This window comes from Collinsella sp. LCP19S3_B6, assembly GCF_052121815.1.
Lineage (GTDB): Bacteria > Actinomycetota > Coriobacteriia > Coriobacteriales > Coriobacteriaceae > Collinsella.
Window position 1 is genome coordinate 78245 of sequence record NZ_JBQKDN010000003.1, and the last position, 18309, is coordinate 96553.

Genomic DNA, 18309 nt, shown 5'->3' on the forward strand with positions numbered 1-18309 from the left:
ACCGTGAACATGTCCGTCGATTTCGGCGGCGTCAAGATGCAGAACCCCATCAACACCGCAGCCGGCACCTTTGGCTACGGTTGGCAGTTCCAGAACTTCTTTGATGTCTCCCAGCTGGGTGCCATCACCACCAAGGGTTGCGCTGCCGAGCCCTGGCCCGGCAATCCCGCACCCCGCATGGCCGAGATCCCCGGCGGCATGATCAATTCCGTGGGCCTGCAGAACCCCGGTGTGGCCGCTTTCGCCCGCGAGTCCGGTCCGTGGCTCGAGCAGCTCTCCAAGGACGGTTGCCAGGTCATCTGCCAGGTTGCCGGTCACTCCGTTGATGAGTTCGTGCGCGCGCTCGAGATGTATGTCGAGCTGTGCCCCTGGGCTGCCGGATATGAAATCAACGTGAGCTGCCCCAACATTGCCGCCGGCGGCGCCGCCATGGGCTCCACGCCCGAGGGCGCCTCTTCCGTTATGGCTGCCTGCCGCAAGGTGACCGATAAGCCGCTGTTCGTTAAGATGGCTCCGGTCAACGTCGCCGAGATCGCCCGCGCCCTCGAGGCTGCCGGCGCCGACGGCCTTTCGGTCATCAACTCCATCCAGGGCATGGCCATTGACGTGCACACCCGCAAGTCCCGTGTGGCCAAGCCCAAGGGCGGCCTTTCGGGCCCGCTGTGCCACCACATCGCCGTGCGCATGGTCTGGGAGGTCGCCCAGGCCGTCGATATCCCCATCAACGGTGTCGGCGGTGTCATGACCGGCGAGGATGCGGCCGAGTTTATCCTGGCCGGCGCCACCTGCGTGTCGGTCGGCATGGCCAACTTCGTCGACCCGTGTGCTTCGCTTAAGATCGCGCACGAGCTCGAGGCCTGGGCGGAGTCCCAGGGCGTAAAGGACATCAACGAGCTGGTAGGTGCGTTCGAATGCTAGAGACCGATGCCCGCGACCGTGTTATCGTCGCCCTCGACTGCGAGCGTGAGCGCGCACTCGAGCTCGCCCATGAGCTTTCGGGCCATGCCGTCTGGCTCAAGGTGGGCATGACGCTCTATTACGCCGAGGGTCCCGAGATCGTCAAGACGTTCAAGGATTTGGGCTTTAAGGTCTTCCTCGACCTCAAGTTCCATGACATTCCGCATCAGGTGCGCGGTGCCGCTCGCTCGGCCTCGCTTGCCGGTGCCGACCTGCTCTCGGTCCACGGCTTGGGTTCGGGCGCCATGCTTGCTGCCTGCCGCGAGGGTGCCGAGGAGGCGCGCGAGGACCGCGCCAAGCTCGTCGCCATCACCGTACTTACGAGTATGAATCAGGATGCGCTGGCGGAGATCGGCGTCGAGTCGCCCGTGGCCGAGGAGGCCGCTCGCCTGGCAAAGCTCGCTCAGGCCAACGGCATCGACGGTATCGTGTGCTCGCCGATGGAGGCTCACGACATGCGTGAGCTACTCGGCCCCGACGCGCTGATCGTGACTCCGGGTGTGCGTCCGGTGGGTGCCGCCCTGGGCGATCAATCCCGTGTGGCGACACCTTCCCAGGCTATCGAGCGCGGTGCGAGCCACATCGTGGTGGGCCGTCCTATTATCGGCTCCGACGATCCGGTTGCGGCCTTTGATGCCATCGTCGCCGAGCTGGTCGAAAACGTCGCGTAAAAGATTCCCTCAAGTCACCACTTTTGGGTCTTATTAGCACAAATTAGCCTTTGTGCCTGCGAAAACTTTCCCATCCTTTGTGTGGAATCACAGGTCAGGGGCTCAACTTTGACCTCCGTATATTGCACTTTTCGCAGGTATCGTCTAACCTATGGAGCCGTCGATTGGGCATTTAGTGCGTTTGACGTGCTAAAATGCCAATTATTACATCAGATATAACCCAACTATTTGGAGGTTCGAATGGCACTCCCTCAGCTTACCGACGAGCAGCGTAAGCAGGCTCTTGAGAAGGCTGCCGCCGCACGTCACGCCCGCGCTGAGCTTCGCGAGCAGATCAAGAAGGGCGAGAAGTCTCTCGAGTCCGTGCTCAACTCCGATGACCCCATCGCTTCCCGCATGAAGGTTTCCACCCTCATCGAGTCTCTGCCCGGTTATGGCAAGGCCAAGGCCGCCAAGATCATGGAGGAGCTCGGCATCTCCGCTACCCGTCGCGTCCAGGGCCTCGGCGTCCGTCAGCGCGAGCAGCTCCTCGAGCAGCTGACCAAATAAGTGAGCGCTCAGGATTCAAAGCTCTTTGTGATTTCTGGACCGTCAGGTGCAGGCAAGGGGACGCTCGTCAGTCGTGTGCGCGAGCGCCGCTCGAACCTGGGCCTGACGGTTTCGGCTACCACGCGAGCGCCACGTAAAGGTGAGGTCGACGGCGTCAACTACTTTTTCCTGACGCGCGAGGAGTTCGACCGCCGCGTGGCAAACGGTGAGTTTGTTGAGTGGGCCGAGGTCCACGGTAACTGCTACGGCACGTTGGTGAGCGAGGTTGCATCCAAGCTCGCCTCTGGCTCGTCTCTGATCCTGGAGATCGATGTCCAGGGTGCCCTGCAGGTCAAGGAGCGTTTCCCCGAGGCCGTGTTGATCTTTATCAAGCCGCCTTCGCTTGAGGTGTTACGCGATCGCCTGGTCGGTCGCGGTACCGAGACGCCCGAGACGATCGAGCTGCGTATGGCAAACGCCGCCGATGAACTTGCCCTTGCCGACCGCTACGACGACGTCGTGGTGAATGACGATCTCGACCGCGCGACCGATGAGCTCGTTCGCGTTCTCGATATGCATGAAAGGATCTGAGGTCCGTGTCCGTTGTAAAGCCTTGTATTGACGATCTTCTGGAGAAGACCGATCACAACCGCTTCCTGCTCGCCTCGCTTGCCTCCAAGCGCGCCTGCGACATTAACAGCATGCTGCGTGGCCAGCACAACCGCGTGCTTGCCGTTCAGGATGTCGATGACATTACCATTGGCCTCTCCGGCGCCGATACCATCTCGATGGCTATGGACGAGATTGTCGACGGCGATATCTCCTACGACGAGGCTCGTTACAAGAAGGCGCTCGGCCACAAGGTTGCTGAAGCCTAAATGGCAGCTCGCGTCTGCCTGGTCCACTATCACGAGGTTGGACTGAAGGGCAAGAACCGCGCACATTTTGAGCATATCCTCATGGATAACATCAAGGCGGCCTTGGCCGCCTTTTCCGTGAATGCCGTGTCTCGAATTTCCGGTTATATCCTCGTGACCTTTAACGAGCATCAGGCCGACGAGGCGGCGCGTGTCATTCGCACCGTCCCCGGCGTTGCCCGCGTGTCCCTGGCATATCACACCAACCGCGACCCGCAGGAGTACTGCGCCGCCGCCGTGAAGGCGCTGCGTGAGTTTGGTCCTTTCGATTCGTTTAAGGTGCATGCCAAACGCTCTAACACCGACTACGAGCTCACCTCGATTGATATCAATCGTCAGGTTGGCGAGGTACTGTGCGAGGCCTTCCCCGATAAAAAGGTCCAGATGCACGACCCCGACGCGATGGTGCACGTACTGGTGGTCCAGGGTAGCGTTTACGTGTATGCGCGCTCCGAGCGCGGCGTGGGCGGTCTGCCGGTGGGTTCCGCCGGCAAGGTTGTGACGCTTCTGTCGTCGGGCATCGATTCTCCGGTGGCGACCTGGATGCTCGCGCGTCGCGGCGCGGTGTGCGTGCCGGTACATTTCTCCGGTCGTCCGCAGACACCCGATACGAGCGAGTATTTGGTGCAGGACATTATCCGTGCGCTTGCGCCGGGCGTCCAGATCGGCCGCCTGTACGTGGTGCCGTTTGGCGATTGCCAGCGTGAGATTTCCGTCACCTGCCCCAGCAACCTGCGCGTGATCATGTATCGCCGCATTATGTATTCGGTTGCCGAGCGCATTGCGCATATCGAGGGCGCCAAGGCTATCGTGACCGGTGAATCGCTCGGTCAGGTTGCCTCCCAGACGCTCGAGAACATTATGGCCGTCAACGAGGCCGTCAAGATCCCCGTGTTCCGCCCGCTGATCGGTTCGGACAAGCAGGAGATCATCGCGCGTGCCGAGGAAATCGGTACCTTCGATATCTCGACCGAGGCTGCTCCCGATTGCTGCACGCTCTTTATGCCGCGCCGCCCCGAGACGCACGCAAAACTCGATGCCGTGCATGAGGCGTGGGAGCTGTTCGATCACGAGGAGATGATTGAGCGCTTGCTCAAACAGACCGAGTACATCGACTTCGAGAGCAACACGTACAAGGCCCCTAAGACCTTAAAACGTAAACATCCTCAGCTTGCTCCACGTGAGATTTACCAAGATCACGAATAATGTTGTGTATAGACCGGCGGTGCATTTGCATCGTCGGTCTTAATCTACCTGGGCATTAGGCGATAAACGGTTCATTTGTCGACGTGTATCTGAATAAATGGACACTATCCTGCAAGGTTTTGGTCAGCTTTTGGTTTGACTTCGATAACCGGTGTGGGCGTGCGGAGGCTACGGCGCTCGTTTCCTGACACGATGGTGTTGGGAGGTGTTTGCTATGGCGCAACGCGAGCAACACGAACGGGTTAAACGGATGGACCGCTGGGCAGAAAAGCTGCTCGGCCATAAGGCGATGGTCGTGGCGATTCTGATTGTCATTGCCGCCGCGAGCGGCTTGGCGATGGCAAGTTTTGGTAGCCGCTCCAGCGGCGTGTCGTTTGAGCGTAGTGATGAGGCGGGCGCCTCGGATGTGCGCGGGGCCGGGGATGGGTTACCTGATGATGCCGATGAGTCGTCTGCCAAGAGTTCTTCTGCTGCTGAGGTGTACGTCGATGTTGATGGCGCCGTTGCGAGGCCTGGCGTGTACCGGCTCAAAGACGGAGCGCGGGTGTCCCAAGCGATCGATGCCGCCGGAGGGCTTACGGCTGAGGCGGATGTGACAGGGCTTAATCGTGCGTCCAAGATCACAGATGGTCAAAAGATCTATGTTCCGATGGTGGGGGAGCAACAAGCGGCTGCGGCGGTCGGCGGGGTCGATAGCGGTGCTGCCATGACTGCTGGTGCGGGATCTTCGTCGGGGCTTGTGAATATCAATACGGCAAGTGCGGCGGAACTGCAGACGCTTTCGGGCATCGGGCCTTCTACGGCCCAGTCGATTATCGATGAGCGGACTCAAAACGGGGCCTTTGCCTCGGTCGATGACCTCATGCGCGTATCGGGGATCGGTGAGAAAAAGCTCGCCAAAATTAAAGATTGCATCTGCGTATGAGTGTGTCCGAGTGCGAGCATGTGATGCCGCCGCGGCCCCTGATGCCGTGGACGATGGCCCTTTGTTCTGGTTTGTGTGCGAGCTGCGGCCTGGTACTTAATGTGGCAGCCGATTTGCTGCTGGGAGAGCGGGCAGCGCCCGTCACATTGCTTATGGCCATTCCCGTTGCGGCTGCCGCGTGCATCGTATTGGCTCGGTTTTGTATGCGTCTTGTGCGGTGGAGGCGATGGCTGTATGCCGCGGCCCTCGGCCTCCTGGCGGGAGCGGTCGTGTCCGCGGGTTGGGCGATAGGGGCGCTGCGTGCTTCGGGGGCACTGGATAATCGAGCTGCGAGCAGTCTCGAGTTTGTTGTGCAGGGTGACCCATCCATCAATGACGGGACGTACTCCTATACCTGTGATTCATATGCGGGCGAAAAGCGCTTGGGCGAGATACGGCTGTCGTGTGACCGTGATCTCGGCGCCGGTTCGCACGTACGTGCTATCGGTCGAATTTCGCGTTTTGAGAATGATGCGTATGGGCGCTCACGCGTGCTTCGGGGCGAGCTTCGAAAAGTTAAGGTCATCCGGTTGGTATCGGTTGACGAAGGCTTTCCGGGGCCGTTGCCTTGGCTGCGAAACGAGCTCCTTGCCGTTATCGCGCCCGAGACCGATCCGGCGCGCTCGCTCATTGCCGGCGTTGTCTGCGGACGCTCCTCCGAGCTGCGTGCCCAGCCGGCGGGCGATTTGTTTTCGGTAACGGGCACCGCACATCTTATCGCCGTCTCGGGCAGCCATCTTGCCATCGTTGGGTTTGTGATTGAGAGCGCCCTGCAAAAGACTCGCCTCTCTCGTGGGCTGCAGAGGGGGCTGTTGGTGCTGTCCCTCGCTGCTTATGCCGTCTTTACGGGCGCTTCGCCCTCGGCCGTGCGCGCGTGCTGTATGGTGGCGGTGACGCTTGTCGTCAACGGTGCCGGACGTCGTCGGCATGGCCTTTCGGCTCTATTTTTGACCATGACAATCTTTATGTTGCTGCGGCCGACAGTATTGTTCGAGATGGGTTTTCAGCTATCGTGCGCCAGTGTTTTTGCCATCCTTTGTTTTTGCCCCTACGCTACCTACGCCTTGGGCGAGCTGAGCGTGCCATCGGGGGTTGCCAGCATTTTGTCCGTCACGCTGTGCTCACAGATCGCGACACTTCCCGTAACCATTCCCGCATTTGGGATGTTTTCGCTCATTGCCCCGCTTGCAAATGCCGTGATCGGTCCGGTGATAAGCGTTCTGCTCGCATCTTCGGTTGTACTGGTGCCTTGCTCGCTTGTGCCGCTCTTGCGTCACGGGGCGCTTGTGGTGCCCATGGCTATCGCTCGCTGCGCCCTGTTCTTTGAGCAGCTCTTTGCTGCCGTTCCGGGCGCATCCGTAAGCGTGCCGCCCGATACGCCCTTGGTATACGTGGTGCCTTTTTCGCTGGTGGTCCTCTTGGTCTTGTGGCCACGCCCCAGCGCGCGGCCCATGGCAGTGGGGCTGCTGTGTTTGATGCTTGCAGCGGGCGTTCCGTATGTCTATTGGGATCGATGTGCGCCGCCTTCGGTGACAGTCCTTGATGTTGGCCAGGCCGATGCGATTCTGGTCCGTCAGGGTGGCACCGTGGCGCTCGTCGACTGTGGGCTCGACGACCGCGTGGTGTCGGCGTTGGTTCGCAATAACGTCCACCATATCGACGCCGTCTTCGTGACACATTGGGATGAAGACCATTGGGGCGGTCTTCCCGACGTACTCGATCGGTTTTCGGTGGGAACCATTGCGGTTGCGGCGGATGCGCTGGGTAGCGCGCCTGCTGAGGTTCTGAATCGCCCAAGCGTCACGTATCGGCAGGTGGCTCGCGGAGACACAGTCGATATCGGCGCATTTCGGGCTCGTGTGATGTGGCCGTTTGATACGGTTGACGGTGAGGGCAATGAGGACTCGCTTGTCTTGCTGCTCTCCTATGCTCAGGAAGGCAAAAGCCTGCGTATGCTCCTCACTGGTGATGCCGAGCTCGATCAGGAGTGCGAGTTTGTACAGGAGGTGGGTGATATCGATGTGCTCAAGCTGGGGCATCACGGCTCAAAAGATTCTGTCGATACAGACCTGCTGGAAACCCTTAAGCCCGAGCTCTCTATTGCGAGCGCGGGCGAGGGCAACCGCTACGGCCATCCATCCGATGCCTGCATCGATGCCGTTAGCGATGCGTGCGGCGCGTTCGCATGCACTATCGAGAGAGGCGACATTACCGTCTCGCCGACTGCGGCCGGTTTTGCCATGCGATGTCAGCGACCGTGATGCTGCCGTTGGCGCGGGACCAACCCGTGGGATAGAATGGCACGGTACGAACAGGAGAGCCTGCGGGAGGGGAGCGCGATGTCTGAAACCGGTCTGCTGCCGGCATATCTGATCGTCGGTACCGACGGAGTCAAGCGCGACCACGCCGTCTCGCGTATGAAAGCACGTCTGGAAAAGTCGGGTATGGTCGAGTTCAACCTCGACGAGCGCGACATGACCAAGGACCCCGATATCGAGTCCATTATCGGATCGCTCAACACTTTTCCCATGGGCAGCGAGTTTCGCTTGGTAATCCTTGACGGCTGCTCAAAGCTCGCCAAGGCGGTCTCGGAGCCGCTTGTCGAGTATTTAGCGAGTCCAAGCCCCACAACGGTCTGTCTCATCATCGCCGACTCGCTTGCCAAGAACACGCGCCTGTATAAGGCGATCGCCAAGATCGACAAGAAGGCCGTGATCGATTGCTCCGGCACCAAGCGCTGGGAGCTACCGCGCCGCGTGCAGCAGATGGCGACGCAGCACGGCAAGTCGATCTCGACGGCGGCCGCCGAGGAACTCGTCTCGCGTTCGGGTGAAAACACTCGCATGCTCGATAACGACTTGGCCAAGCTAGCCCAGATGGTCGATGAGCCGCAAATTGAGCTTGCCGATGTGGAACGCTGGATCGTGCGCACGGCCGAAGTTCAGCCCTGGGATTTTCTCAACGCGGTCTCGGCTCGTGATATGCGCCGCTCGCTTGAGCTCTTTGGGCTGCTACCCGCCAAGAGCTATGTGTGGACCTACACGCTGCTGTGCGGACGCATTCGCGAGCTTATCGTCGCCAAGGCGCTCGATGCGCGTGGGCAGGGTCGCGAGCTTGCCGCGACGCTCAAGCTTCAACCCTGGCAGGTTAAGAATCACCTGACCTGGGCACGCCGCTTTTCGATGGCGGAGCTCGTCGCGGCGCTCGAGGGCGCGGTCGATGTTGAGCTCGCTCTTAAGGGTTCGGCCGATTCTCAGAACGCGCTTTTGCTCTGGATTACGAACATCTTGAGAAAATCGTGATGATACCTGTCTATTTGACAAATTCGTTCTATCCCTTTGAGGGGGAGCGTGCTATAGTAGGCGCTTGCATGACCTCACCGTGTCTCAGAGGTGTCATACATTTTTTGCAAGGAACTCGAAAGGAACTCCAGAAGTGGCAAACATCAAGTCTCAGAAGAAGCGTATCCGCACCAATGAGGCAGCTCGCATGCGTAACAAGGCTGTCAAGTCCGAGCTCAAGACGCTGACCAAGCACGTCCAGTCCGCCGTCGCCGAGGGCGACGCCGAGAAGGCCCAGGCTGCCCTCAAGACCGTTACCAAGCGTCTCGACATGGCTGCCGCCAAGCATGTTATCCACAAGAACCAGGCTTCCAACCGCAAGTCCGGTCTTGCCAAGCTCGTGAACAGCATCAACGCCTAAGTTGTAAATTTCACACCACACAGATTACGCGCATAAATGGAGCCTGTTTTATGGAACAGGCTCCATTTTTTGTACCGCTCGGGTAAGATAGTCCGCATGAATACTTCAATTGACATTTCCCACATCCGCAACTTCTCGATCGTTGCGCACATCGACCATGGCAAGTCCACGATCAGTGATCGCATCCTCGAGCTCACCCATACCGTCGACGAGCGCGACATGGAATCGCAGCTGCTCGACACCATGGATATCGAGCGCGAGCGCGGCATCACGATCAAGTCCAATGCCGTTCGCGTTTCCTATGACGCCGACGATGGCGAGACGTATCAGTTCAACCTGATCGATACGCCGGGCCACGTGGACTTTACCTACGAGGTCTCGCGTTCGCTTGCCGCTTGCGAGGGTGCGGTGCTCGTCGTCGACGCCACGCAGGGCGTCGAGGCGCAGACCGTCTCCAACGCGACGCTCGCCATGAACGCCAACCTGGATATCGTGCCGGCTATCAACAAGATCGACCTGCCGTCGGCACACCCCGACGAGGTTAAGACCGAGATCGAGGATGACCTTGCGATTCCTGCCGACGATGCCGTATGCGTATCGGGCAAGACCGGCGAGGGCATCCATGATCTGCTGGAGTCCATCGTCTTTTTGATCTCACCGCCCAAGGGCGATGCGACGGCTCCGCTCAAGGCGCTCATCCTGGATTCGTATTTTGACGAGTACCGCGGCGTCGTCGCCACGGTCCGCGTCTTTGACGGCTCCATCAAGAAGGGCGATACCCTGCGCATGATGCAGGCCGAGGGCGACTTTTTGGTCGATGGCGTGGGCGTCAAGCGTCCCGCCGAGACTCCGGTCGACGCGCTGACGGTCGGTGAGGTGGGCTACGTGGTCACGGGCCTGAAGGACCCTGAGGCCGTTCGCGTGGGCGATACCCTCACGTGGGCGTCGAATCCCTGCCCTGAGCCGCTTCCCGGTTACCGTGAGGCCAAGCCCATGGTCTATACGGGCTTGTTTCCGATCGACAACAAGGATTATGAGAACCTGCGCGACGCTCTCGATAAGCTGCATGTCAACGACCCTTCGTTGGTGTGGGAGCCCGAGACCTCGGTGGCGCTCGGCTTTGGCTTCCGCGTTGGCTTCTTGGGCCTGCTGCATATGGAGGTCGTCAAGGAGCGCCTGGAGCGCGAGTTCAACCTGGACCTCATCGCCACGAGCCCTTCGGTGGACTACCACGTCTACAAGACCGACGGCGAGATGATTGATGTCCGCAGCCCGCAGGATCTGCCCGAGGCTACGCGCATCGAGCGCATTGAGGAGCCCTACCTCAAGGCCAAGATTATCTGCCCGCCCGAGTATACGGGAGCCGTCATGCAGCTCGCTATCGAGCACCGCGGCATTACGACCGACATGATCCACCTCACGAGCAAATCGGTCGAGATGCGCTTCGACATGCCGCTCGCCGAACTCATCCTGGACTTCTTTGACCAGCTCAAGAGCCGCACCAAGGGCTATGCGTCGCTCGACTATGAGTTCAACGAGTATCGTCCCTCCGAGCTCGTCAAGCTCGATATCCTGCTTTCGGGCGACGAGGTGGACGCGCTTTCGTTTATCGTGCACAAGGACAAGGCCTATGGCCTGGCCCGCGGATTGTGCGACAAGCTTAAGGAAATAATTCCGCGCCAGCTGTTCGAGGTGCCCATTCAGGGTGCCATCGGCAACAAGATCATTGCCCGCTCGACCGTCAAGGCGCGCCGCAAGGACGTTTTGGCCAAGTGCTATGGCGGCGATATCTCGCGTAAGCGCAAGCTGCTCGAGAAGCAGAAAGAGGGCAAGAAGCGCATGAAGGCCATCGGTTCGGTCGAGGTCCCGCAAGAGGCCTTTATGGCGATCCTCAAGGTGGACGAGTAGTTCCATGGCGCTTTCCGAATACAGTACGCGGCTGCTGGGTGCCTATGCCGAGCAGCCGTTCCTTATGGCTCCCATGGCCGGCGTGACCGATCCCGCCTATCGCATCATGTGCCGCCGCCGCGGCGTCAATCTTGCCTATAGCGAGATGGTGAGCGTGGCGGGCCTTGCCTATGCCAGCAATAAGACGTGGCGCCTGGTGCTGCCGGCAGACGAGGAGCGGCAGATCTGCGTACAGCTCTTTGGCTCCAAGCCCGATCAATTTGCGAGCGCCGTCGCTGCCGTCGAGGAGCGTGTGGGCGATCGCCTATCGCTGATCGATATCAACATGGCCTGCCCGGCTCGCAAGGTCGTTACCAAAGGCGAGGGCTCGGCGCTCATGCGCACGCCCGAGCTGGCCGAGAAGATCGTCGAGGCGGCGGTGGGCGCGGCGCACGTGCCCGTGACCGTTAAGATCCGCAAAGGCTTTTACGCCGAAGATCGCAATGCCGCGACGTTTGCCCAGATGCTCGAGGGGGCGGGCGCCGCTGCTGTGGCGGTGCATGGTCGCTGTGCCACGCAGCTCTATACGGGTCAGGCCGATTGGTCGGTCGTCGATGAGGTGGCCGATGCTGTCGAGATTCCCGTCATCGGTTCGGGCGACGTGTTCTCGGCCGAGGATGCCGCGGAGCATCTGCGCAACTCGGGTGCCAGCGCGGTGTTTATCGCACGCGGCATCTACGGTAATCCCTGGGTCTTTGGTGATGCTCGCGCCCTTGCGCTCAATGGCGTACCGGTGCCGGTGCGCAGCTCTGTCGAGCGCCTGGACGCCCTGCGCGAGCATCTCACGCTGACGCATGAGCTTCTGCCGCTCATGTCGCGTGCCCGTACGTACGCGAGCTGGTATCTAAAGGGCATGCCCCATGCCGCCGCCTGGCGCGCCCAGGTGGTGCGTTGCTCCACATATGAGGAGTTCATGGCGTTGGTCGATGATATCGAGCACGATGTGGTGGCCTGCGAGGCCGCACTTGCCGCTGGCGAGTCGGTGCCCGCCCATCCGCTGGAGGCCTAACGGTGGCCGTTACCGCGCTGTACGTGCATGTACCGTTTTGCGCTCAAAAGTGTCGGTACTGCGACTTTGACTCACGCAGTTTTGCTCCGTGCGACCTGAGCGCTGCGCTCGATGCCTATTTTGAGCAGCTGTATGCGCGCCTTGATGCCTTTGGAGACACCGGGGCGCTTGCACAGGTCCGCACCGTCTATGTTGGCGGCGGAACACCGTCGCTGGCGGGAGAGCGTCTGGTGGAGCTTGCCCGGCGTATTTGCATGTGGTGCAAGCCCGTTGAGTTTACCTGCGAGGCTAATCCTGAGTCGCTGACCGCCGAGCTTGCCGCTGCGCTTGCCAAGGTTGGTGTCACACGCGTCTCTCTGGGCGTGCAAACGCTCGATAATGCCGAACTTACCGCCATCGGCCGTATTCACGATGCCGATCGGGCGCTCGCTGCCATCACGACGGTTAATGACGCTGGGCTCGATGTGTCGTGCGACCTTATGTGCGGCCTTCCCGGGCAGACCGCAGCGAGTTGGAAGCGCACGCTCGATGGCGTGCTGACGGCGGCGCCGCATCATGTGTCGGTGTACCCGCTCACGCTCGAGGAAGGCACGCCGCTCTACCGCATGGCGTGTTACGACGAGTCGCTCGAGCCCGACGAGGATTTTCAGGCTGCGTGCATGGAAGCGGCGCGCGAGCGTCTGGGCGCGGCCGGCTATCACCCGTATGAGGTGGCAAGCTATGCACTCGACGGACATGAGTGCTCTCATAACATCGCCTATTGGACCGGACGGGGCTATCTGGGCCTGGGTCGCTCTGCCGCGTGCATGCTCGACGCCGAGGATTTCGATCGCTTGGCCGGGCTTTATCCCGACGTGCCCGCTCGCGGCGATGCGTATCGTGTGCGTCTGGTGCAACGCGACGATGCCGCGACGACGTTTGATGCCGAGTATCTGTCGCAGCGCGAGGCGGCGGCGGAGGATTTGATGCTCGCCTGTCGCATGACGCGTGGCATTGGGCCCGACCTGTTGGTTCGCTCGGCAAGCGTGATTCCTGCAGACGAGCTGGCGGCGTCCTGCGACCGTGCGCTCGAGTTGGGCCTTGCCGCCTGGGTGCCCATTGATGTCGAGGGACATGCGGGGCGCATCACCTCAAAAGATGTTGTAGCAGGTCGCGCCCGCGCCCGTTTAGCGCCCACCCACTTGGGCTGGCTCGATGGAAATATGCTGTTCGAGCTGTTTTGGGGTCTAGCATAGGCCGCTCGGGTAGAATTACCGCAATATATACGCTGCTGTGAGCAGGAGGTTGCCGCGCATGGCGACGATGAACGAAAAAGATTACTACGAGATCTTGGGTGTCTCCAAGGACGCCACCTCGCGTGATATACAGAAGGCCTTTCAGCAAAAGGCCCGCAAGCTCCATCCGGACGTCAACAAAGAGCCGGATGCCGAGGAAAAGTTTAAAGAGGTTTCCGAGGCCTATGCCGTGCTTTCGGACGAGCAGAAGCGTGCGCGCTATGATGCCATGCGCTCGGGCAATCCCTTCTCCGGCGCTCCTTCTGCTTCGCCCTATGGCGGCGGCTACGCCGGCAGCGCAGGCTATGGCAATCCCTTTGAGGGCGGCTTTCCCTTTGGTGGCGCCTGGGGCCAGCAGCGTCGCAGCCAGGCTGCCTATAATCCCGAGAACGGCGCCAACGTGGTCGTCGATATTAAGCTCGACGCCAAGGAGGCCAAGGGCGGTGCCCGCAAGACCGTCCGCTATACGCGCTTCGATACCTGTGGTCATTGCGGAGGCTCGGGCTCTGTCTCGTCCGAGCATGCACATACCTGTCCGAGCTGCGGCGGTCGCGGCCACATCGACGTCGACCTGTCCTTCCTGTTTGGTGCCGGCACGTTCCAGTCGGTCTGCCCCGAGTGCGGCGGTTCCGGTAAGGTCGTCGCCGACCCCTGCCCCGATTGCGGTGGCAGCGGGCGGACCCGTGTGACCTCCGAGCAGACGATTGAGTTTCCTGCCGGCACGCATGATGGCGACGAGATCCATATTGACGGCATGGGTCACGCCGGCACCAACGGTGCCTCGGGCGGCGATTTGGTCGGGCGCGCCCATGTCGAGGCCGAACGCCTGGAGGGCAAGGCCCGTACCGGTTTTTACCTGATGGGCATCGTGGCGCCTTTTTTGGTGCTGTCGGCCATCTCGGGCGTGTTCTCGGCCTTTGCCATGATGTGCTTTGTTCCGTTTGCCATGGGCTTGTTCATGGTGCTCTCGGACGGCGTGCTTCACCGCAGCCTGCTGTGGTGGAAGCGCGGCGCGATGCAGTTTGCCAACGGTTTTGCCAACGGATTTATGTTTGCTCTCGTGTCGGTTTGGTTTGCGAGCTGCTCGCAACGTGCCATGCTTTCGCCCTACGTAATGCAATAACATCAAACCCTTTGTTTGCGGTCGGCCCAGCTTGGGTATAGGACGCACTGTGACAATAATGAAAGTCGGAAGGATTCGGTCGTGTCGGAAAATAGGGATTACTACGAGGTACTTGGCGTCGACAAGGATGCCGACGCGCGGACGATTAAGCGCGCGTTTCTAAAGAAGGCCCGTATCGTACACCCGGACGTTTCGGACGACCCCGATGCCGAGGCCAAGTTCAAAGAGCTCAACGAGGCATATTCCGTTCTTTCCGACGAGCAGAAGCGTGCAAACTACGATCGCTACGGTTCGCCCGACGGCCCCGGTGGCTCCGGCTATGTCGACATTAACGATATCTTTGGCGGCATGGGCATGGACGACCTCTTTTCGTCGTTCTTTGGCGGCGGTGCCGGCGGTGGCGCCCGAAATCGCCGCGAGCGTCGTCGCGGCCGCGATATGGCCATCTCCCTTTCGGTGACCCTTGAGGAGGCGGCGCTCGGTTGCAAAAAGACGATCAGCTATGACCGCCTTGCCCCCTGCGAGGATTGCAATGGCACCGGTAGGGCCGAGGGTGCGGCCGAAAAGCAGTGCAGCCGTTGCCACGGCACGGGCTATGTCACGACGGTCCAGCGCTCGTTCCTGGGTCAGGTTCAGTCCTCTTCGCCTTGCCCCGACTGCCATGGCGAAGGCACGGTCATCGACCATCCCTGCGAGACCTGCGACGGTCAGGGCCGCACGCCTTCGCACGAAAAGATCGACATCGATATCCCCGCCGGCGTCTCGACCGGTCGTCAGCTGCGCGTGAGCGGCTTTGGCGAGGCAGGCCTTCGTGGTGAGCCCTCGGGCGACCTGATCGTCAACGTGCGCGTCGCCGATCACGAGCGTTTTAAACGCAACGGCGACGACCTGTACCTCGTGAGCGATATCTCGATTGCGCAGGCTGCGCTCGGCTGCGAGATTAAGGTTGAGGGCATTTTGCCCGACGAGGTCGTCAAGGTGTGCGTCCCCGCCGGTACGCAGTACGGCGACACCGTGAGTGTCAACAACTACGGTATGCCCCGTATCGGCGGTGGCGGCTCGCGTGGACGCTTGATCGTTCAGCTGCGCGTGCTCGTCCCCACGAACCTTTCCGCCAAGCAGCGCGAGCTGCTCGAGGCTTTCGCCGCCGAGTCGGGCGACGATGTCGCTTCCGGCAAGAAATCGGTGACCGATCGCATTAAGAGCGCTCTCGACGACATCCTCGATTAAGGAGCCCGCGTGCTCGCACCTCATATCTCTGTTGTCAACCTCGGCTGCCGTGTCAACCGGGTTGAGTCCGACCGTATCACTGCCGATCTTATGCGCCTGGGTTTTGCAATGGTGGAGCCTCAGGATGCGGAGCTGATTGTCATTAACACCTGTGCCGTTACGGGCGAGGCCGAGGCCAAGACCCGTAAGGCCGTCCGCCATGCGCTGGCTCATCCAAAAGAGCCCTATGTGGTCGTGACCGGGTGCGTTGTCAATTTGCACCCCGAGGAGCTTCTGGAGCTTTCGGACCGCGTGATCGCGGAGCCGTCTAAGATCGATGTCGCCGAACGCGTCTGCGAGGTGCTGGGCGTTGAGTCCGATAGTGTGGCCGCCTGTAGCGACGGCGATGTGGTCGATGCGCTCGGTCGCTCGCGTCTGGGTGTGAAGATCCAGGACGGCTGCAACCATCGTTGCACCTATTGCATTGTGTGGAAGGCCCGCGGCCCCGAGCGCTCCGTGCCGGTCGAGTCTGTGCTCGAACAAGTTCGTGAGGCTCAGGAGGCCGGCGTGCCCGAGGTGGTGCTGACGGGCGTGAACCTGGGCGCCTACGATGGCAAGAGTGCGACCGACGAACACGTCGAGATCGATGAGCTGCTCGAGGCAATCATGGAGCGTACGTCTATTCCTCATGTGCGCATTTCCTCGGTCGAGCCCATGGATATCTCCGAGCCCCTGCTTAAGGTCATGGCGCGCTATCCGCAGCGCATCGCCCCGTTTTTGCACCTGCCCGTGCAGTCTGGCTGCACGGCGACCCTGCATCGCATGGGCCGTCCCTATAGCGCCGAGGCATTTGAGGAGACGGTGCGTATGATCCGCGCCAACTTGCCTCAGGCGTCCCTTTCGTGCGACGTCATCGTCGGTTTTCCCGGCGAGACGGACGCGGAATTTGAGGAGTCGCTGGCGTTGTGCCGTCGCGTGGGCTTTTCGCGCATGCATGTCTTCCGCTATAGCAAGCGTCCCGGTACCCTTGCTGCCGATATGCCCGACCAGGTGCCGCCCGAGGTTATGGCTGAGCGCAGCCGTCGTATGCGAGCCGCGGCGCAGGAACTCGCCATTGCCGACGCCCGCCGTCGCGTGGGCACCGTCGAGCGTGCCGTGCTCGAGTATGGCGACAACCTGACGCTCGGTTCGTTCCATCATGCCCGTCTTGACGATACCTGCGGACTCACAGCCCCGTGCCTGCTCGATGTTGCTATCATCGGAGTCGATGATTCCGGCTTGGTCCATGCACGCAGGGAGGTTCATGGAAGCCTCGAAGATTAGACTTACCGTTCCCGATGGAATTGATCCCTCGCGCGTTTTGGGTGCCGGCGACGGCGTCCTTCGTGCGCTCGAGAGCTTGGTTCGCGCCCACGTGGTCGCCCGTGGCGACAGTATCGCCGTGTGCGGTGACCCGGACGAGGTCGAGCTCGTGGCGCGCTTTTTCGAGCATGCTTTTCGCGAGGTTGCCGCCGGACGGACGCTGTCTGTCGACGATGTCTCTCGCTGCCTGGCTGTCTTGCGCGACGGTGAGTACGGGGCTACGTCGCTTCGCGATGATGTGCTGCTTTCGTATCGCGGTCGTGCCATTCGCCCCAAGACGCTCGGTCAAAAGCGCTATGTGGATGCCATCCGCTCGCATACCATCACGTTTGGCTTGGGTCCTGCTGGTACCGGTAAGACCTATCTGGCCATGGCGCTTGCCGTTGCCGCGCTCAAGCGTCACGAGGTGGGCCGTCTGATCTTGACGCGTCCGGTTGTCGAGGCGGGGGAGAACTTGGGCTTTTTGCCCGGTACCCTCGAGGAAAAGATCGATCCCTACATGCGTCCGCTCTACGACGCCCTTTTTGACATGATGGATCGCGAGCGCACCGATGAGCTTATGGAGCGTGGCGTGATCGAGATCGCCCCGCTTGCCTACATGCGCGGTCGTACGCTGAGCGATGCCTTCGTGGTGCTCGACGAGGCTCAAAATACCACGCCCGAACAGATGAAGATGTTCCTGACGCGCCTGGGCTTTAACTCCAAGTTTGTGATTACCGGTGACCTGAGCCAGCGTGACTTGGTAGGTCGTCGCGGCGGTCTTGCCGACGTTGAGCAGATTTTGGGTCGTGTCGACGATGTCGCGTTTTCGCACCTCGAGCGTGCCGACGTGGTGCGTCACGCCTTGGTGGGGCGAATCGTCGAGGCATATGATGCTTATGATGACGTGCGCGAGAAACGCGTGCGCGACCGAAAGGAGTCCCGTTGAGTGTATTGATCAGCAACGATGCCGAGCTCGATACGCTGCTTGACGCGCAGGAGGTAGAGCACATCTGCGAGGTCGTGCTTGCTGCCGAGGGCGTTGAGCGAAAAGTCGAGATTTCCCTTTCGTATGTCGATGAGGATGAGATGCGCGAGCTCAACCACGAGTGGCGCGGTATCGACCGTACCACCGATGTCCTCTCGTTTGAATGCGACTCGGCCTTTGACGAGGATATCCCAGCCGACGAGACGCTCGAGCTCGGCGATATCATCTTGGCCCCGCAGGTCATTGCCCGTCAGGCCCCCGGCTTTGGCAATAGCCCTGCCGATGAGTGCCGCCTGATGCTCGTGCATGGCATGTTGCATTTACTGGGCTACGATCATATCGTGGACGACGAGGCCGAGGTCATGGAGGCCCGCGAGGACGCCATCCTGCGCGATTTGGCGCTCGAGCGCGGCGAGGACCCCAAGCTGGTTCACGTCGGCCCCATCACCAACCATGCCCACGACTAGGAGCCG

Annotated in this window: 18 protein-coding genes; all 18 read left to right on the forward strand. The window is 60.8% G+C overall.

Features of this window, described 5'->3' with window-relative positions; translation table 11 throughout:
- Positions 1–9: 9 nt before the first annotated feature.
- Positions 10–918, forward strand: coding sequence for a dihydroorotate dehydrogenase (locus ACTQWD_RS02090; protein ID WP_427717595.1), 909 nt, complete (start codon positions 10–12; stop codon positions 916–918).
- Positions 912–1628 carry an orotidine-5'-phosphate decarboxylase gene (gene pyrF / locus ACTQWD_RS02095; protein ID WP_441559139.1) on the forward strand — a complete coding sequence of 239 codons (717 nt, stop codon included), beginning with the start codon at positions 912–914 and terminating at the stop codon, positions 1626–1628. Before ACTQWD_RS02090 ends, pyrF begins: the two co-directional genes overlap by 7 nt.
- Positions 1629–1868: 240 nt before the next feature.
- A complete protein-coding gene (gene mihF, locus ACTQWD_RS02100; protein WP_006236130.1) occupies positions 1869–2177 on the forward strand; it encodes an integration host factor, actinobacterial type in 309 nt (102 codons plus the stop codon).
- Positions 2178–2747 carry a guanylate kinase gene (gene gmk / locus ACTQWD_RS02105; protein WP_427794783.1) on the forward strand — a complete coding sequence of 190 codons (570 nt, stop codon included), beginning with the start codon at positions 2178–2180 and terminating at the stop codon, positions 2745–2747.
- Between the two features lie 5 nt (positions 2748–2752).
- Positions 2753–3034: a DNA-directed RNA polymerase subunit omega gene (locus ACTQWD_RS02110; RefSeq protein ID WP_370450597.1), complete on the forward strand. Its 282-nt coding sequence runs from the start codon at positions 2753–2755 to the stop codon at positions 3032–3034.
- Positions 3035–4279, forward strand: a complete 1245-nt coding sequence (thiI, locus tag ACTQWD_RS02115; protein ID WP_427794782.1) for a tRNA uracil 4-sulfurtransferase ThiI — start codon at positions 3035–3037, stop codon at positions 4277–4279.
- A 214-nt stretch (positions 4280–4493) separates the two neighbouring features.
- On the forward strand, positions 4494–5204 hold the full coding sequence (locus ACTQWD_RS02120; RefSeq protein WP_427795673.1) for a helix-hairpin-helix domain-containing protein: 711 nt from the start codon (positions 4494–4496) through the stop codon (positions 5202–5204).
- A 602-nt stretch (positions 5205–5806) separates the two neighbouring features.
- Positions 5807–7504: a DNA internalization-related competence protein ComEC/Rec2 gene (locus ACTQWD_RS02125; RefSeq protein ID WP_441559140.1), complete on the forward strand. Its 1698-nt coding sequence runs from the start codon at positions 5807–5809 to the stop codon at positions 7502–7504.
- A 78-nt stretch (positions 7505–7582) separates the two neighbouring features.
- A complete protein-coding gene (gene holA, locus ACTQWD_RS02130) occupies positions 7583–8545 on the forward strand; it encodes a DNA polymerase III subunit delta (RefSeq protein WP_441559141.1) in 963 nt (320 codons plus the stop codon).
- A 133-nt stretch (positions 8546–8678) separates the two neighbouring features.
- On the forward strand, positions 8679–8945 hold the full coding sequence (gene rpsT / locus ACTQWD_RS02135) for a 30S ribosomal protein S20 (RefSeq protein WP_022094714.1): 267 nt from the start codon (positions 8679–8681) through the stop codon (positions 8943–8945).
- 96 nt (positions 8946–9041) lie between these two features.
- Positions 9042–10853, forward strand: coding sequence for a translation elongation factor 4 (lepA, locus tag ACTQWD_RS02140; RefSeq protein ID WP_154516289.1), 1812 nt, complete (start codon positions 9042–9044; stop codon positions 10851–10853).
- A 4-nt stretch (positions 10854–10857) separates the two neighbouring features.
- Positions 10858–11901, forward strand: coding sequence for a tRNA dihydrouridine synthase DusB (gene dusB, locus ACTQWD_RS02145; RefSeq protein WP_441559142.1), 1044 nt, complete (start codon positions 10858–10860; stop codon positions 11899–11901).
- Between the two features lie 2 nt (positions 11902–11903).
- Positions 11904–13136 carry a coproporphyrinogen-III oxidase family protein gene (locus ACTQWD_RS02150; protein ID WP_441559143.1) on the forward strand — a complete coding sequence of 411 codons (1233 nt, stop codon included), beginning with the start codon at positions 11904–11906 and terminating at the stop codon, positions 13134–13136.
- 58 nt (positions 13137–13194) lie between these two features.
- Positions 13195–14298, forward strand: coding sequence for a DnaJ domain-containing protein (locus ACTQWD_RS02155; protein ID WP_441559144.1), 1104 nt, complete (start codon positions 13195–13197; stop codon positions 14296–14298).
- Between the two features lie 81 nt (positions 14299–14379).
- Positions 14380–15528 (forward strand): molecular chaperone DnaJ, encoded by a 1149-nt coding sequence (gene dnaJ, locus ACTQWD_RS02160; protein ID WP_441041560.1) that lies wholly within the window; start codon positions 14380–14382, stop codon positions 15526–15528.
- Between the two features lie 9 nt (positions 15529–15537).
- Positions 15538–16830 carry a MiaB/RimO family radical SAM methylthiotransferase gene (locus tag ACTQWD_RS02165; protein WP_370450600.1) on the forward strand — a complete coding sequence of 431 codons (1293 nt, stop codon included), beginning with the start codon at positions 15538–15540 and terminating at the stop codon, positions 16828–16830.
- Positions 16811–17797 carry a PhoH family protein gene (locus ACTQWD_RS02170; RefSeq protein ID WP_427717503.1) on the forward strand — a complete coding sequence of 329 codons (987 nt, stop codon included), beginning with the start codon at positions 16811–16813 and terminating at the stop codon, positions 17795–17797. Before ACTQWD_RS02165 ends, ACTQWD_RS02170 begins: the two co-directional genes overlap by 20 nt.
- Positions 17794–18303: an rRNA maturation RNase YbeY gene (gene ybeY / locus ACTQWD_RS02175; protein ID WP_427726828.1), complete on the forward strand. Its 510-nt coding sequence runs from the start codon at positions 17794–17796 to the stop codon at positions 18301–18303. Before ACTQWD_RS02170 ends, ybeY begins: the two co-directional genes overlap by 4 nt.
- The last annotated feature ends 6 nt before the right edge of the window (positions 18304–18309 follow it).

What these genes read in the sequence shown, in the direction of transcription:
- thiI (WP_427794782.1), top strand. Translation starts at nt 3,035, where the DNA reads ATGGCAGCTCGCGTCTGCCTGGTCCACTATCACGAGGTTGGACTGAAG.
- pyrF (WP_441559139.1), top strand. Translation starts at nt 912, where the DNA reads ATGCTAGAGACCGATGCCCGCGACCGTGTTATCGTCGCCCTCGACTGC.
- dusB (WP_441559142.1), top strand. Translation starts at nt 10,858, where the DNA reads ATGGCGCTTTCCGAATACAGTACGCGGCTGCTGGGTGCCTATGCCGAG.
- ACTQWD_RS02120 (WP_427795673.1), top strand. Translation starts at nt 4,494, where the DNA reads ATGGCGCAACGCGAGCAACACGAACGGGTTAAACGGATGGACCGCTGG.
- mihF (WP_006236130.1), top strand. Translation starts at nt 1,869, where the DNA reads ATGGCACTCCCTCAGCTTACCGACGAGCAGCGTAAGCAGGCTCTTGAG.
- ACTQWD_RS02155 (WP_441559144.1), top strand. Translation starts at nt 13,195, where the DNA reads ATGGCGACGATGAACGAAAAAGATTACTACGAGATCTTGGGTGTCTCC.
- ACTQWD_RS02170 (WP_427717503.1), top strand. Translation starts at nt 16,811, where the DNA reads ATGGAAGCCTCGAAGATTAGACTTACCGTTCCCGATGGAATTGATCCC.
- lepA (WP_154516289.1), top strand. Translation starts at nt 9,042, where the DNA reads ATGAATACTTCAATTGACATTTCCCACATCCGCAACTTCTCGATCGTT.
- ACTQWD_RS02090 (WP_427717595.1), top strand. Translation starts at nt 10, where the DNA reads ATGTCCGTCGATTTCGGCGGCGTCAAGATGCAGAACCCCATCAACACC.
- holA (WP_441559141.1), top strand. Translation starts at nt 7,583, where the DNA reads ATGTCTGAAACCGGTCTGCTGCCGGCATATCTGATCGTCGGTACCGAC.